Here is a 15,770-nt window from a genome sequence, read left to right as displayed (position 1 = left end):
GGCAGCGCCTCTTTCTTCCTCGGGTATGGAAAAGTTTGCGCCGCTGGCGGCGCTCAATGCAGAGCGGGCGTGCCCGCCCTATCCCGCGTCAGGGATGGCAACCCGAATGGGCGGAAACCGCGAAGCGGGTTCCGTTGCGCCAGCGATACAGCCCGGCCCGCAGGGGACGCTCAAAAACCTGCTGAACTGAAATCCAAGTTCAATCCGCAGCGTCCAACACCAGCGAATAGCTCGTGCTGCGCCCGCCAGCAGGGTCTTTTGCAAGGATGCCCCGCTGCACCAGATCGTTGATGTCCCGCAAGGCCGTGTCGGACGATGCCTTGGTGGTCGCCGCCCATTTAGCATTGGTCAGCTTGCCCTCGAAGCCATCGAGTAGCCGGTTCAACACCTTGCGCTGACGGTCGTTCAAAGGCTGTCCCGCAACCGATTCCCAAAACCGCGCCTTGCGCATCACGCTGGCAAGGATGGTTTCGGCCCCGTCGAACGCCCGATCAAGGCAGCCGATAAACCACAACAGCCAGGGCGTGATGTCCAGGTCGCCCTTCTGCGTCGATTCCAGCATATCGTAGTAGGCTTTGCGCTCGGTGCGGATTTGCGCGGACATGCTGTAGAATCGCTGCGCAGTTCCCTCAGCGCGCGCCAGCGCAAGATCGGCGATGGCGCGCGCGATGCGTCCGTTGCCGTCGTCGAAGGGGTGGATGGTGACAAACCATAGATGCGCAATTCCGGCTTTCAGGACTGGATCGGGCGTTGCCGTCTCAAACCACTCAAGGAAGCGCGCCATTTCATCATCCAGCCGCTCGGATGCCGGGGCTTCGTAGTGGACGCGCTCACGGCCAATCGGCCCTGAAACAACCTGCATCGGCCCGCCTTCGGGTTTGCGCCACGCGCCCACGGTGATGCGGCTCATGCCGCTGCGCCCGGTGGGAAACAGGGCTGCGTGCCAGCCGAACAGCCGTTCGGCGGTTAGCGACTGGCCATAGTTCTGCGTGGCGTCGAGCATCATTTCCACGACGCCTTCGACGTTTCGATCCGCATCGACCAAGCCGCCGATGTCCATGCCGAGACGGCGGGCGATGGAAGAACGCACCTGCTCCCTGTCCAGCACCTCACCCTCGATTTCGCTGGATTTGATGACGTCTTCGGTCAGTGCATGAAGCACGGCTTCCGCGCGCAACGGAAAGCCAAGCGCCTCCATGCGCCCGATCAACCGCCCCTGCCGGTGCCGCACGGCGGCAAGCGGCTGGGCAAGCTGCTCGTCGCTCCAATGCAGGTTAGGCCAGTCTGTCAGTTCGTGGATATATGCCATTATCACCGCATCCTTTGCAGTGATTATAGGGGCCATTCACCGCAGAGGGCAAGAATATTCACCGGATAAAGTGCGGTGAATAAATCGACTAATCGCCGCAACAAAGGTATCAAGATGGCCTGCGCTGGAAGCCTGTCCTACCCCTAGGCGGCGTGGACAAATTTTAGCCAGTATCTGGCAGTAGCGATATGGACCATTCCGAGGAAGCTGTTGGCAAGCTGGTCGTAACGCGTGGCGATGGCGCGATTGATCTTGAGGTGGCCGAACATGCGTTCGATCCGGTTGCGCTGCTTGTAGAGCGTGCGGTCGTGCTCGATTTTCACGCGGCGGTTTGACCGGCCAGGAATGACGGCCTCGATCTTCCGTTCGGCAAGGTCGGCACGGATGGCGTCGACATCGTAGCCCTTGTCGGCAAGCAAGGCGATCGGTGCACGCTCGGGCAGACCGATGAGGGCGTCGTAAGCCTTGCAATCTGCCGCCTCGCCGACCGTCAGATGGAAGGCGAGCGGTCGTCCAAGGGCATCAGCCAAGCAGTGAAGTTTACTGGTAAACCCGCCCCGCGAGCGGCCAAGAGCGCGTCGATGAGTCCCCCTTTTCCGCCCGCTGCCGAGACGTGGGCGCGAACGGTGGTGCTATCGATGCTGTAGTGGCCGCTGTCCGCCATGATCTCAGCCAGCGTCACTGCAACGGTCTCCCAGACCCCGGCTTCGCTCCATCGCCTGAACCGGCGATAGATGGTGTTCCAGCTACCATATTTGGGCGGCACGTCGCGCCACGGAGCGCCGCAGCGGAGCCGCCACAGGATGCCATTGATGATTGAGCGGTTCTGCTCGGGCGGCCTGCCGCGACCACGGTTCTCGGGTTCAATCGGCAACAAGTCTTTCAAAATACGCCATTCCGCTTCAGTCAGATCGCCCCTGCTCAAGCCTGCCTCCAAAAAGCAGCCTTGAATCAATCCCTGCACGCCCCGTCAATCGTTTCTGCTCCCCGAGAGCCCTGTTTCGCGATAGGTATGCAAGAACCGGAGCATCGACACATGTATCGCATCACTTTGGAATGCCATGATGTTCCCGCCGCAGCGGGAGACGAAGCGGCGCGCGACATCACCGAAGCGTTTCGGCTTCACTACCCGCACGAACACAACGTCAGTTGCACCTTTGTGGACGGCAAGCTGAGGCTGGTAGCCGAGAACGACTATGATCCAGAAGGGCTCAATCTGATGGACGAGTTCTCGGACAACATCTGCGCATACGTCGAGCCCTTCGACGGCGACCTCAAGCTGGTGAACGTAGAAACGCTTCGCTGAATTTGTCCACGCCGCCTAGGGCAATCGGACCGAATTTTGCCGTTGTCGCAGATCGTTGGCCCAAATGGCCAGTGCGTTGATTTCATCGGCAAGGGCATCTGGTCTTGGAAGGGGCCGGTTCAATGCCGGTGCAGCGCTGTGCAGTAACTCCGAACACCGCTGAAATCCGTCGCGCATGGATTCGCAGTCGGCGACTGTGATTGCGGTTAGCTTGACGAGGCCTGGCGTTTTAACCTCGTTGGACAGACGGCGGATCACATGGCCGACAGCTTCCTCAACCGCGATTTCCCATGTGTCTCGCAGTGATCCGGCAATGGATTTTACAGTTTCGCGCCACTGGTCCTGATCGCCCTGATCGAAGTGATAGCGTTCGTTGCCAAGCTGGTTGGTCAAGCTGGCGGTAATGTCTGTGACGCGCCGCGCCTTGAATGGAGGCTCACTGCGACAAAACCCGGCCTTGTCGCTCCCACGACTGACGGAACTGACCGCAACCTGCGGCGTCGGGTCCACCTCTTTCGCGGCTCGATCCAGCTCGAACAGAAAAGCAAGGTCATGCGTGAACACGATAACCTGTCGGTTCGCGGCCTCCGCGATCAGCCGTTTGGCGACGGCCTCGCGATGCATGTGGTCGAGCGAAGACACAGGATCGTCAAAGACGATGCCGGATTTGTTCTCGGTCGTGGCGAGTTCCGCCATGAACGCGGCCAAGGCGACGCATCGATGCTCGCCCTCGCTCAAGACCTGCCCCACCGATGCAGTCGGTTTGCGAGTCAGTGCAACCTTGAAGCGTGGCGCGCCCTGCACGCTATTCTGCTGGCGCAACTCGACGGCAAGCCCTGCAATCTCGAAACTCGCCACCTCGCGTGCAAACTGCGCGCGCAGCGCGTCCGTTACCAATGCCTGCGCAACTTCCGTGCTTTTAGTGGTGATGCGGTTGGTTGCGGTGTCGCGCTGTGCTGCTTCAAGCGCCTTGATCTGTTTCAGGCGCTCGATCTGCGCCAGCACGTCTGCCTTGATGCCGTTAAGCCATTGGCGATCGGCAAGCTCGGTGCGCTCGGCGATCAGCGCCTCGCGCGCAGGGGAATCGGCCTCTACCGCAAGCGCTTCGCCTCGCGCATCAAGGTCCGCCACCTGATCGACCAAAGCCTTAGGCGGCAAAGCGACCAGTTTCGCATCGATGATGGCGGTGGGGTCGGCATGACGGCGGCGGATCTGACGATGACGCCAGAGGGCGTGTACGCCCGCACGTCTGACTTCGGTGGCCAGCGCATCCTGACGCAAATCGTCACGGATGGTCGCCACGATGGCGGTGAGTTCGGCCAGAGTCAGTCCGCTTCCCGCGAATGCCGTAACGGCGTCGTCATAGGCTGCGCGTGCGGCATCGGCTCGCTGCTGGCTGTCGTCGCGCACGAAATTCTCGAAGCGATTGAGGCGGTCGGCGGCTTGCGGGGTCAGTTCCTGCTGGCACAGAACGCAAACGCTGCCGGCATCGGTGACGGGAAAATCCCGCTCGGGATAGGCCGCCTCAACCGAAAAGGCCCGCGCGCTTTCCCACAGCGATTGCCACACCTCGGAGCCAATATGGGGTAACGGCTCGCCTGCAAACAACGCGCCCGACGCGGCCTCCGCCGCTCGCCGCGCCGCTTCACTATCGTTCGCCAGTCGGCGGAGCGAGGTGACGCCATCATCACTGATGGCAGCAACCAGTACGTCCAGCTGAGCAATATATCCTTCGACCTTGGCTTTAAGCGCGGCAAGCTGGCGGGCAGCGCGCGCAGGATCACCGGCGAGGTCGGCGGTGAGTTGCGCCAGCCGGTCCTGTTCGGCCTGCGTAAGAGTCGCCAGCGCCTCCACGGCGGCTGGATCGGTATTTGCGGCAAGGCGCGCAAGAAGCTGACCGACTTTGCTGGTGGGCGTGTTAATGCTCTGCGGCGTCTGCGCCTGTAGCTGGGTGATCTCAGCGGCGAGCTTATCTTTCACCGACTTACAAAGCTGGGCTAGGGCGCTCAGCAGCTTGAGCGGGAATGGCGTGTAGGCTACGTCGTTGGTTTCATCGACATGGATGTTGGCGGTGCGGGAGTCAAAAACGCTTACAGCGGATAACGCCGTATCGGCGGGCTGGCCAAGCTGCCATGCGCATGTGCGGTTCTGGCCGCTGATCGCGTATTCAATGGTGGCGCTCGGGGTGCCGGGCTGGGCGTCATAGATGTCGGGTATGATCTCCTCGCCACGCCCCGAGATGCGTGCCCGACATGCGCGTTTCAGGATACGGGCGTAACCGGATTTTCCTGATCCATTATCGCCATAGATTATGGTCAGTCCAACACGGTGAAGAGATAGCCTCTGATCGGGAGCCAAGGCGTTAACATTTCGCACGTCATGCACCTGCCGCAGATAGACTTCTCCTTGATCGCGGTTGGGGTCGCGCAAGTGTGCCGCTTCTAACGGTACTGCCTGACCGTCGCCTTTGCAGATGGCTACAAGCTCATCGAGCCCGGCGGCATCAACACTACCCTCTGCCGCAAGCCTGCGCAACGCATCGCGTTGCCAGCCTGGGCTGTCTGCGGTCCATGCAAGGATATTGGCCAACGCCTCGGCTTCGGTCGTCATGCAGCCCCCAAAATCCATTCACTCCTTCGCCACTACGGTGTCATACAGGCCATAATGCGTTAGCCCTTCGTGGCTCTCGATGCCGGTATAGCGTAGCGAGGCATCTTCGTAGCGGCGGAACGCGAAAACCGCTTCATTCATCCGCTCGGTGTTGAACACTCGAAGGCGAACCAACAGGTGGAAATCCGCCACGGTCAGGCCAGTAACCGCATGGAAAAGGTCCGGTTCCAGCTTGGTAATCACGTCCTGTAGCTTGTTTTCGCGGAAGTCGGTCAGATACATGAAGGCCGGGATGCGGGTGGCGAACTTTATCAGCTTTTCCTGAACCAGCTTGCGCTTGGTTTTGAACTCCTTTTCCTCGGCGGTCAGTTCCTTCTTCTCTTTCGGGGTCAGCTCCCCGTCATTGGCTTTGGCCTTGTCCTTGATGTCCTTGATCTTCTCGCTCTTGTTGATAATCGTTTCGATGATGTTGTCGCCCAAGGCGCGCCAACCTTCGATCCGCTCAACAGCAGCCATCGCTTCGGGGTTTTCGAGAACGCGGCGCAACGTGTCGTTGTCCACGTTCACCAGCATGGCCGATTCCCATTTCCGGGCCAGCAGGGTCGCGGACGTTCCCGCCATCGCAATGTCGAGGATGCCGCCCGCGTCGATCTGCATCATCTTCGCGCCGTCATAGGCCAGCACGGGCAGGAACGAGACAAGTTCCTTCACGGCGTTTTCCGGGTTCGCTTCCCCCGGTGAAAGGCCGATGCCATATTCCGACAACTGCCGCAGCGCCCTAGTCGGGGCGAAATCGAACACGAAGCAGACCGGCTTGATGATCTCTTCCTCGTTCGGATTGTCCCCGTTGGGATTCTTGATCGACCAGGGCGACTGCACCCGGAACGCCGCCTGAAAATATGTTTCCGGCGATTGGAGATTGCGCAGCATCAGGATCGACGACCATTGCTTGACCGTAACCCCGGTGGTCAGCTTGCCGCAGGAAAGCGTGATGGTCTTAGTGTCGAAACCGCTGCCAACCTTGTCCCGAACGGGCGGCAAGGCATCAAGGCCGATGCCCGCCGATGCGCCTGCGGCCACGATCACCTGATAATCGTGCCAGAACGTGTTGTGTTTCTCTTCCAGCAAGTTCGCCATAGCATGGCAGGCGGCGACATTAGGCAGGAACCAGAAGCTATGCTGCAAGTGAGGCAGAAGCCGCGTGTCCGAATAGGGCCACGGCGGAACAACGCCCGTCTTGATGCTGTCGAATGATCGCGGTGCATCTGGCGAGTTGCGAATGACGTTGAGCCATTTCTGCACCTCGTCCTTGTGCTTAAACTGCGCGAGAACGCCTGTGCCGTTTGCCGCGAAAAACTCATTGAGATCAAACTCGTCCAGCTCGCCGCCGCTGGCAATGTGAGTAATTTCCGGCGGCATCTGGTAAGTCAGCAGGCGCATTTGCGGCAATGCGCCGTAAGGATTGCGCTGCCCCGGATGCTGAGCGGCAAATTCTTCCTTGGCGCGCTGCTCGTCCGTGTAGGTCCAGTTGAATATCTGCTCTTCGATGAACTCGCCCGTGGCCAGCGCCTTGAAGGGTGTGCCAGAAAGATAGAGGTATGCCCGCGTGGTAATCGGCAGAAAGTCGGTTTCGCTTTCCGACATGACACCAAGGTCTTCGTTCACATCGTCCAGACCATCGGCATATTCCAGCTTGGCTTCCTTCTTGGCCTCGCCTGCATCCTCGCCCTCGAAAAGCTCCTTGGCCGTCTCGCGCCATGCGCCGAAATGATATTCGTCGAACACGACCAAATCCCAGTTGATCGTGTGGAGCCATTCGTTGCGGGCCTTGATGTTCCCCGCCTTGTCGCGCCCCAGCAGGTCCTGGAACGAGCCGAAATAGACCACCGGCTTGTCACCGTCGATCTGGCTGGGATCGCGCCCGGAATTGCGGGAGAGATACTGCCACCCGTCGAAATCGACATGGGATTCAAGATCCGTCTGCCAGGCATCTTCGACGGCGGGCTTGAAGGTCAGCACCAGGACCCGCTTCGCGCCAAGCTTCTTGGCAAGCTGATAACTGGTGAAGGTCTTCCCGAAACGCATCTTGGCGTTCCACAGAAAGCGGGGAACGGCATTGGCATCCTGCTGCCAGCGCGAGTGATAATAGGCGTAGGTCTGCTCGACCGCTTCCAACTGCTCCTTGCGCGGCGGGAAGTCCTCATGATGCGTGCCGGTGAATTTCTGCCCGCTGCGCAGTTCGGCCAGCACGGTTTTCACATCGGCCAGCGAGCATCGCATCCATTCAAGCTGCGGATTGGCAAAACCCTTGCGTTTGAGCGCATCGCGCACGGCGTGGTCAGTGATGATCGACCCGTCATCGGCCTCGCCGGGTTCGTCTAGTTCAATGGTGTAGTTGGCAATCGCTGCTGTCTTTAACTGCTCGGCAATCCGCTGCTTCACGTCGCGCGTTGTCTGGCCGACCTTGAGCAAGCCGTCATGTGCTTCATCCGCGATAGAATAAGCGTAGATGCGCGGGCGCGCATCGGGTTTGGCGGTCAATATCTGATCAATAGAAGGCTTACTCGCCATCGTCGACGCTCATGGATCGCACTTGAGATTCAATATAGGCGCGCTCTTCATCTGAAATTCGGTATTTTTCGTAGAGCACTTCATCGGTCCAAGTGCGATCCCACGTCTGCATCGGCACCCAAGCGTATGTTGAGTTCAAAGCGTGCTGGGTAATTTTCCGCTGTGAGACAAGAAACCGGAAAAATCGTGTCATGTAATATGACTGGATGCTTGCAGCTTCGTCGGGTGTAGCCACATCAAATACGAGATAAGACTGCGTGCAGGCAGATGGGGCCGGTGCGATCAGGGGTTTTCCCAAAATCTGGTGAGGCAGCCCATCACCTCCATTGTATGCCTCAGGAACAAGTAGCTTCCAACGGTCGATCAAATGAACGTTTTTCGATATTGCTTCGCGAGGAACGTAGCCGATACCCCTCTTCATCCTGCGAATATAGAAAAGTGGTATGTGCCCCGACTTTTCGGTTTCAGAGTATCCGTCAAAGTTTGATGCTAGGCCGAATGTGGTATCGCGAGACAATATCGAATTAATCGGCAGCTCCTCGCGCTCAAGGACCTTGTGCAGTATCGAGATTGCACGACCGTCACGAACAAAAATGTCATATTCATCGAGCTTGCGTGAAACTGGTCCAAGTGCTTCCCCGCCTCGGAAAGTGGTCACGTTGCAGTTGCCCTGGTGCGCACTATCCCAAAGGAAATAGCAAACACCGGCCTTAATCTCGACTCCAGGAAACACTTCGCTCGATGCAGGGAAATCCGATAGTTCCCGCAGGTGTCCACCTCCAAGGAAAGACTGCCGAAATCCATCCATTCCACGCCCACCAGCCATCCAACGAGAAGGGATAACCATGCTGACAAAGCGCGGTTCAAGTTTGGCTGCCTGCTCCACGAACAAGTGATAGATTGAAGAGTCGCTTGTTCCGCCTGCGCCGCCCGTCATCTGATATGGCGGATTTCCAATAATTACATCGAACTGCATGTCGGCTCCGAACAACTCGCCGAGGCGAGCTTTTATGTCGTTGGTGTGGATGAAGGCGTAAGCATGGTTTTCCAATTCCGGTTCGCGATCGAAGATTGCACGGGGAGCACCGCAAAATTGGCATTTTGAGCCATCCCAAGAATGCTCGGTGCGCTCAAACCAGATATTGCCATCGTCGTTGGCAAATGCCGTGGCGACGGAATGCTCGCCGGTCGCGTGCTTGGAGCAATAGAGGCTGCGGCGCGCCAGCAGGCTGGTCAGCCGGGTGATACCGATGCCGAAAACCTGCTGGGTCAGGATGTGGTCAACGCGGGTCTGCAAATCCGGGATTTCGGTTTCCAGCCCAGCGATTAGCCGCTTGGCAATTTCCCGCAGGAAGACACCGGATTTCGTGAACGGGTCCAGAAACCTGACCGAATTGTCCGCCCAGATGCTCGCGCCACCATTGTCCGCCGCCCATGCCTCTGCCAGCGTATCCAGCATCCGGTTGGCGAACTCCGGCGGCGTGAACACCTCGTCGTTTGACAGGTTGGCGATGCAGGTCAGCACATCGGGGTTGCGCCCGCGCAGTGCAAAGCTGGCCTGTTCAATCATGCGCTCGTCCCCGTCCCATCATTCGCCGCCGCAAGATAGCGCACGCTCATCGGCGGATATGTCTGTGAAGGCGTGAAAATTTCGTGCTTGCCCAATGCTGAAAACAGGGAGTCTTCGGCGCTGAAACTTGCCATGCCGGTCAAGACATCAAGCCGGAAATCGCGGCGCTGGAATTTCCCTTTGCCCAGATAGCCCCACTCGACCACGCGGATCGGTGCGTCATCAATCGCGCGCATCGTCATCGCATCGCCGTGAACGAGATTGAGCGAGAGGACGTGAGAGGCGGCACGGTAAACATCGTCTTCCGCATCCAGCGCCAGATAGTCCGCGAAAACCTCCAGCATATTCGCGCGGCATTCCGCGATATTATCGGCCAGCAACTCAATGCCGTAGCAGCACATAAGCCCCAGCAGTGCATGATGCCGCTTCTCGAAGTCGGATTTGCCGAATTTGAATTCCACGGCGGCCAGCTTGCGTTGCAGGATCGGAACAAGGAAATTGCCGCTGCCGCAGGCGGGTTCAAGGAAGCGGGAATCAATCCGCTCCGTCTCACCCTTCACAAGATCGAGCATCTTCTCCACCAGCCAGGGCGGTGTGAATACCTCTCCATGATCGGCAACGCGCTGCTTGGACTTGATTAGGTTCATGTGATGTCAGGCCGCTGCATATGGCTCCAACGGCTTGCCCTTGAACGGCATCACCTTGATTTCCGCCTCCCGCTTGCGGGTCTGGGCAATGTCATAGCTGTTCTGCATCCGCATGAGCGTGTCCATTGACACGCCAAACGCCTTTTCGATGCGCAGCGCCATTTCCGGGGAAAGGTGGGCGCGTTCGTTGAGCAGGGTGGACAGGGTTGCCCGCGTCACGCCCAGCGCCTGCGCCGCTGCCGTCACCGAAAGGCCCAGCGGTTCGACAATCTCATATTTGATGAAGCTGCCCGGATGCGCCGGGTTCTTCATGCGGATTCCTGAAAGCGCGGCCATCGCCACCTCCTAATGGTAATCTTCATAGTCGAGGTCGATGATCTCGATCTCGCCACGATCAATCCGAAACGTCATCCGCCAGTTCTTGGTGACGAACAGGCTCCACGTTCCCTTGCGGTTGCCGGTCAGCATATGCGCCTTCCAGCTTGGCACGGTGCGCAATTCCTCTTCGCGCTCCATATCCTGAAGGAAAGTGACCATACGCCGGACCTTGGCGACAGCGGCAGGTTGTATGCCGCTTTCATCGTCATTCTCGATGAATCGCCGCAATCCCTTGTGGATCACGTTTCTGATTTTCATGGCTTTCCCTACCTCAATTGTTCGTTCGGCGTCAAGTGACGCCATACGATCTAACCCAACCCGGCTCCCGCTGCCTTACTCGCTGCTGGCGTAGGCATTGCCGCCTGAGCGATGGCGGCTTGGACCTGTCCGGCGCGTTCGTTGATGGCAGACACCAACTTGGCCCGGTCGTTAGTGAAGATCGCAACCGACTCCTTGGCGCGGGATATGCCGACATAGAAGCTCTTCTGATCGACAAGGTTTGTCGCCTTGCTGTCGGCGTGGATCATAACATGATCGGCGGTGCGACCTTGGGCGGCAAAGGCGGTATCGACATAGGCATGGGCAATGTGCTGGTCGCGGGCAGCATCAAGGTTCAAGGTCTGGGTCTGGCCGCGCGGGTTGCGGATTTCCGCCGTGCGGGCCTGTGCATCAATCGCTGTCACTTCACCGCGCGCGCCATTGATCCGTCCTGCTTCCCGGTCATTGCGGGTGAACCGAATGCTGTCGCCGGTTTTGAGTTCGAGCGACTGCGGTGCAAATGTCTGGCTGTTGCCCGCGCCCCATTGCCGCAAGCGCCAATCTACCTCGCGGCCATCTTCCGATTTGAGCGCAATTGCGGATTTGGTCGGGTCGATGGATTCGACGCGGTAAGCTTCGCCGCGCGCAACGCCCTTGTCGGCATAGTCACGGGTAAACCGGACAACATCGCCCTTGTCATAGCTCATTGGGTCGCGCGCCTCGGCGCGGGTCAGCCCCTTGTTGGCGAGGCTCTGCATGGTTACACCGGGACCGGTCAGCGCGCCGGATTTGGCAAGTGCATCGCGTATGTCGGCGGTCAGCGCATCGCGCCCCTCTCGCGATGGCTCGATGACAAGGGTTCTGGCGCGGCTGGCCTTGTCCAGTTTCGCATACTGTTCTGCGATGGCGGCGAACCGCTCGGCCCGGTCGGCATTCTCCACGATCCTGCCGCCACCGCGATCCAGCGCGGCCAGCGCCTTCTTGGCATCCCCTTCGATGGACGCCAGCACCGCGTCCTTGGTCGCTGTGTTGGTCTGCCGGACGATCTCGCCCAGCTTGGCGGTTTCCATGCCCGCGCCCTGCAACTGTGCGAAGGCCGCGCCTGCCTCAACCGATCCTAGCTGTTTCACGTCGCCGACAAGCACGACGCGGGCATTCTGCTTCTCGGCCAGGTCGAACAGCCGGGCGGTATCACGCGCCGACAATAATGATGCCTCGTCCACGATCCATGCGGCGGCTTGGCCCGGACTTGGGCGCTCCGGTGATAGCATGTGCCGGGCAACGGTATCGCCGCGCGTGCCCAAGGCATCCCCCAAAACCATCGCCGCCGCAGCGGTCGGGGCCAGCGCCGTCACCGCCATTCCCCGCGCCTCGGCCTCACGGGCGAAGGTCGCAAGAACGGTGGTGGTCTTGGCGGTGCCTGCATAGCCCTGCAAGCCGGTGACGCGGTTGCGGCTGGCCAACAGTTGTTCGGTGGCTTGGCGCTGGTCGGCATTCCAGCCCAAGCCCGCGCGTTCCGCCTGCGCCGCTGCGCTGGCGACGGCCTTGGCCGCGGCGAGCGGCGACGCGATGGGCGAGAGCGTGCCGCGCCCTTCCGCCTCGATCCGCAGCATCTTGGCTTCAGTTTCGACATTCTGGCGGGTAGTGAACCCGGCAAATTCCGCACCGCGCCGATCGATATGGGTGCGGTCGATCAACTCGCCCTGCTTGGTTGCCGATGCAATCGCCTCGCCGATCTGCGCATAGCTAACCTTGCCCAGCCCGACGCGCCCCGCTTCCTCGTGTAAAGCGGCGGTGGAAAACACCGATTGCCGTTCGCCCAGCTTGTCGGCGGCATGGGCAACGGCGTGGCTTGCGGCGCTGTCGCCCTGCAATTCCATTGTGGTGCGATGATCCTTGCTGGCAGCTATGGCCTCGGCCTCTTTGACCATGGCCAGCCTTGCTTCCGGCCCGAACCCGGCTGCACTGGCGGTATCGCGCCAGTCCACGACAAGCGCCGCCGGATCGGCGGCAACTTTGGCTTGCCGGGTGTCGAGCGCAGCAACCTGCTTCTCTGCGGCGGTGGCCGCATCGCGGGAGGTGCCGCGTTCGTCAAGCGCGGCCTCGATCTCGGCGCTGCGGGTGCTGAATGCGGCCATGACCTCAGGGGAGACACCCTTGATCTCGAACGTCGAGCCTTTGCCCGTCTCGATCTCGTAGCCCAGCTCGCGCACCTTCAACGCCAGTTCCTGCCGGTAGATCGCGCCAATCTGCTTTTGCAGTTGGTAGATCGCGCGCGGCTCAAGGCTGCGCCAAGTGCCGTCCTCGCCCTTGGTCGCGTTCAGGATGACATTGTGGGTGTGAAGCTGCGGGTCTTGCGCCCGGCTGGTGCCGTGCTGAAAACTGGCAACCACAAGATTGCCGGTAGCCTCGCGGTTCACCGTGCCAGCATCCCGGATGCGGGTGGCGGACATATGCTGCTCGACATGGGCAAGCGCGGTTTTCACCGCTGCCCCGTGCGCCGCGATCAAACGCCGGTCGCCCGCCACCTCGACCATGATCGACACGGACTTGGGTGCGCTCAAGGTCACATCCCAGCCAGGGCGATGCTCCAGCTTGCCCTCGCGCATGGTGCCAAGCTGCTGGTCGGCCACCTTACCGTCCAGCAAATCGCGAAACTGGTCGCGGTCAATATCGCCGGACAGCCCAAGCGCCTCCGCGCCCTTGCCCTGCCATTCGGACGGGGACTGGCCTCCGTCCGCATAATATTCGCCTGCGGATTCATAGTAGCTGGCGGCCTGACCTGAACTGGTCAGCGCGGACACGGACGCGACCATCAGACCGGCCCCTCGTTGCTGGAAGATGGTGTGGGTGGCGGTGCTGTTGCTGGCGCGGCGGTCGATGCTTGTTCCCAAAGGGTGGTCTTGGGATCGCCCGCAACATAACCCGGCTGACAGGCTGGCCCGCGCTGCGCGACGTGATCGGCTGTCAGCCTGATCCGCGCCACCGGCAGGCCGTCCGGAAACAGCAGATAGCCCTCGAACTTGGGCAAACGCAGTTCGCTTTCCAATATGGCGGGGCGCATCTTGCGGATTTTGCCAAGCGTGGTCCGGGGCTTGTCGTCGCCCTCGGCCAGCGCATCGGTCATGGTCTGGATTTCGACCTCGCACTCCCCGATGGTCTGGCTGGCCCACGCGCGCGTTTCGGCGTCGATGGTTTGCAGGAACAGTTTGGTATTGCAGCAACCCAGCATGGATTCGGCGATCTGCGGGCCATACCGGTGCCGCATCTGGCCCAGCGCCTGAAAGGTCAGCACAACCGCCGCGCCGAATTTGCGCCCTTCGGGCAAGAGCCGCGCTAGATTATCGACACGAGGAAGATCGGCCAGTTCGTCGAGAACGAACCAGATGCGCCGGTCGGGCGATGGGGACAAGCCCAGAACGGCGCTCGCAGCGCATTCCAGCCAGCAGGCGAGCAAGGGCTTGGAGGCTTCGAAATAGTCCTCCTTGCGCGGCACGAATATCCAAGGGCGGGCACCTTGCCGCTTATCCAGCCCATGAATGAAGTCCCGGAAGGCGAACGGGAAACCGCCGCTGTCTTCGGTGCGAAGGAACTGGATCAGGTTCGCAGCCTTGGACAGCATGAACAGCACGCTGCCGGTCGCCCGGTCGGCATCATCGGCGAAGGTCCGCGCCGACGAACTGCCTGCCAGCCACGCTTTCAGGTCGTCCTTGGTGCGGTCCTGCAAGGCGTTGAGCAAGTCGGGCAAGGTGCATTTGCCCTCGCGCCACAATGCCCGGATCATGTTGGCGACAAGGATACGGCTGGTGTCCAGCCATACGTCGCTGTCCTGTTGTCCGGTCTCGGTGATAAGCTGATGCGCGATACGGTCGGCGTCGGCGGGATGGCCGATCTCGGCGAACGGCGACCAGTAGACACAGCGGGCGTCGAACGGATTGAGGATCACGTCGCCACGTTCGGGCTTGTAGTAATGTGCGACGAACTCGCCGCTGGTGTCATAGACCAAGGCGGCTTCGCCCCGCGCCTCGATCCCGTCAAGCAACTGGCGCAGCGCGGTGGTCTTGCCGCTGCCTGTGGTGCCGATCATCGCCGTGTGCCGGGTTTCCAACCGGTTCGGAATGGGAACCGTGCCGATGGCCAATGCGCGGGCGTCAGTCTCCGCGCCGGTCAGATTGGCAAGCTGCTTCTCGGTCGTGACAAGGGTTCCCGCGATCACCCTGTCCTGCAAGGCGCGCTCGCGCCGCCGGGTCGTCGCCCCACGCAGCAGGAAGAGGCTCGCCAGCCATCCGTCAAAGCCAAGCGAACCACCCAACATCGTGTAAGTGACGATGCTGGATGCCGGATCGGCATAATAAGGATGCCCGACAACGGCGCGGGCCGGAACGGCATAGGCTTGACCGTCCACATTTATCGTCATTGCCGGATCGACCACCGATCCTTGGGCAAACCACAGTTTTGCCTTGGCGATGGCATAGGTGCCCGCTGTCTTTATGGCCTGCTGGTCCAGCATCACATAAGGCGTGGCAACCGCCCCCAGGGCGATTGACGCGAGCATGATGCCTGTCTGCCGCCTGAAACGTGCGAACTGATTGTTGCGGTTGTGGCGGCGCAAGGCATCGGCATGGGCGCGCCGGTCATGGGGCTGGTTCATTTGCGCCCCTCATGCGAGAGCCGCCGCTGGCGATCATAGGCAGCGTTGATTTCGGCGGTGATGACCTCATCGCTTTTGCGCGTTGCCTGCGCCGCGCTGCGGGCATAGCAATAGGCGGCGCAGGCCGTGAACAGCGCCCGGTCAAGCATCCGCTCGACATCGACGATGCGGGTGCTGACCGACGCCAGTTCGGTGACGATTTCGCGGGTGTTGATGTCAGGCACAGGCGGATTGGCGAGCGTGGCGATTCCAGTTTTCACGCTGCGCTGGAGCATCGCGTAAACGCTGATACCGTGCCGCTCGGCCAACGCCCGAAGCGCCTTGTCGTGCGAAACGGGGAGGCGGATGGAGTGGTGGATCGGTTTCATCACACCGTCTCCGTGAGGGTGCGCGGCGCACCCTCGAAAAGCGACAGAAATGCGCCATTTCCGAAAACGGAAAATCCCGCGCACCCTTTGCGCACCCTCGAA

At 60.5% G+C, this 15,770-nt stretch carries 11 protein-coding genes and 1 pseudogene; 1 reads left to right on the top strand and 11 read right to left on the bottom strand.

Annotated features, from left to right (window positions below; translation table 11 throughout):
- Positions 1-199: 199 nt before the first annotated feature.
- Together AB433_RS01115 and AB433_RS20290 are read right to left on the bottom strand one after the other, a co-directional pair.
- Positions 200-1,309: a Fic family protein gene (locus AB433_RS01115; protein ID WP_047819590.1), complete on the bottom strand. Its 1,110-nt coding sequence runs from the start codon at positions 1,307-1,309 to the stop codon at positions 200-202.
- A gap of 143 nt (positions 1,310-1,452) precedes the next feature.
- Positions 1,453-2,273: pseudogene (locus AB433_RS20290) on the bottom strand (IS5 family transposase).
- 72 nt (positions 2,274-2,345) lie between these two features.
- Between AB433_RS20290 and AB433_RS01100 the strand changes: the two are divergent.
- Complete coding sequence (locus AB433_RS01100) at positions 2,346-2,615, top strand: hypothetical protein (RefSeq protein ID WP_047819589.1); 270 nt, start codon at positions 2,346-2,348, stop codon at positions 2,613-2,615.
- A gap of 15 nt (positions 2,616-2,630) precedes the next feature.
- Here the strand turns inward: AB433_RS01100 and AB433_RS01095 are convergent, their stop codons facing one another.
- The 9 genes from AB433_RS01095 to AB433_RS01055 are packed head-to-tail and all read right to left on the bottom strand — an operon-like array spanning position 2,631 to position 15,668.
- Complete coding sequence (locus AB433_RS01095; RefSeq protein ID WP_047822983.1) at positions 2,631-5,225, bottom strand: AAA family ATPase; 2,595 nt, start codon at positions 5,223-5,225, stop codon at positions 2,631-2,633.
- A gap of 18 nt (positions 5,226-5,243) precedes the next feature.
- Positions 5,244-7,766, bottom strand: coding sequence for a GIY-YIG nuclease family protein (locus AB433_RS01090; protein WP_232468697.1), 2,523 nt, complete (start codon positions 7,764-7,766; stop codon positions 5,244-5,246).
- A 19-nt stretch (positions 7,767-7,785) separates the two neighbouring features.
- A complete protein-coding gene (locus AB433_RS01085; RefSeq protein WP_047819587.1) occupies positions 7,786-9,366 on the bottom strand; it encodes an Eco57I restriction-modification methylase domain-containing protein in 1,581 nt (526 codons plus the stop codon).
- Positions 9,363-10,013 (bottom strand): N-6 DNA methylase, encoded by a 651-nt coding sequence (locus AB433_RS01080; protein WP_047819586.1) that lies wholly within the window; start codon positions 10,011-10,013, stop codon positions 9,363-9,365. The genes AB433_RS01085 and AB433_RS01080 overlap by 4 nt, the downstream gene beginning before the upstream one ends.
- A gap of 6 nt (positions 10,014-10,019) precedes the next feature.
- A complete protein-coding gene (locus tag AB433_RS01075) occupies positions 10,020-10,349 on the bottom strand; it encodes a HigA family addiction module antitoxin (RefSeq protein WP_047819585.1) in 330 nt (109 codons plus the stop codon).
- A gap of 9 nt (positions 10,350-10,358) precedes the next feature.
- Complete coding sequence (locus tag AB433_RS01070; protein WP_047819584.1) at positions 10,359-10,649, bottom strand: type II toxin-antitoxin system RelE/ParE family toxin; 291 nt, start codon at positions 10,647-10,649, stop codon at positions 10,359-10,361.
- A gap of 50 nt (positions 10,650-10,699) precedes the next feature.
- Positions 10,700-13,465 (bottom strand): MobF family relaxase, encoded by a 2,766-nt coding sequence (gene mobF / locus AB433_RS01065; RefSeq protein ID WP_047819583.1) that lies wholly within the window; start codon positions 13,463-13,465, stop codon positions 10,700-10,702.
- Positions 13,465-15,300 (bottom strand): type IV secretion system DNA-binding domain-containing protein, encoded by a 1,836-nt coding sequence (locus AB433_RS01060; RefSeq protein WP_047819582.1) that lies wholly within the window; start codon positions 15,298-15,300, stop codon positions 13,465-13,467. Before AB433_RS01060 ends, mobF begins: the two co-directional genes overlap by 1 nt.
- Positions 15,297-15,668 (bottom strand): hypothetical protein, encoded by a 372-nt coding sequence (locus AB433_RS01055; protein WP_047822980.1) that lies wholly within the window; start codon positions 15,666-15,668, stop codon positions 15,297-15,299. Before AB433_RS01055 ends, AB433_RS01060 begins: the two co-directional genes overlap by 4 nt.
- Positions 15,669-15,770: the final 102 nt, after the last annotated feature.

The sequence above is a fragment of the Croceicoccus naphthovorans genome (assembly GCF_001028705.1).
Lineage (GTDB): Bacteria > Pseudomonadota > Alphaproteobacteria > Sphingomonadales > Sphingomonadaceae > Croceicoccus > Croceicoccus naphthovorans.
Note: the sequence above shows the minus strand (reverse complement) of the source record. Positions and strands in the feature narration are given on the sequence as shown.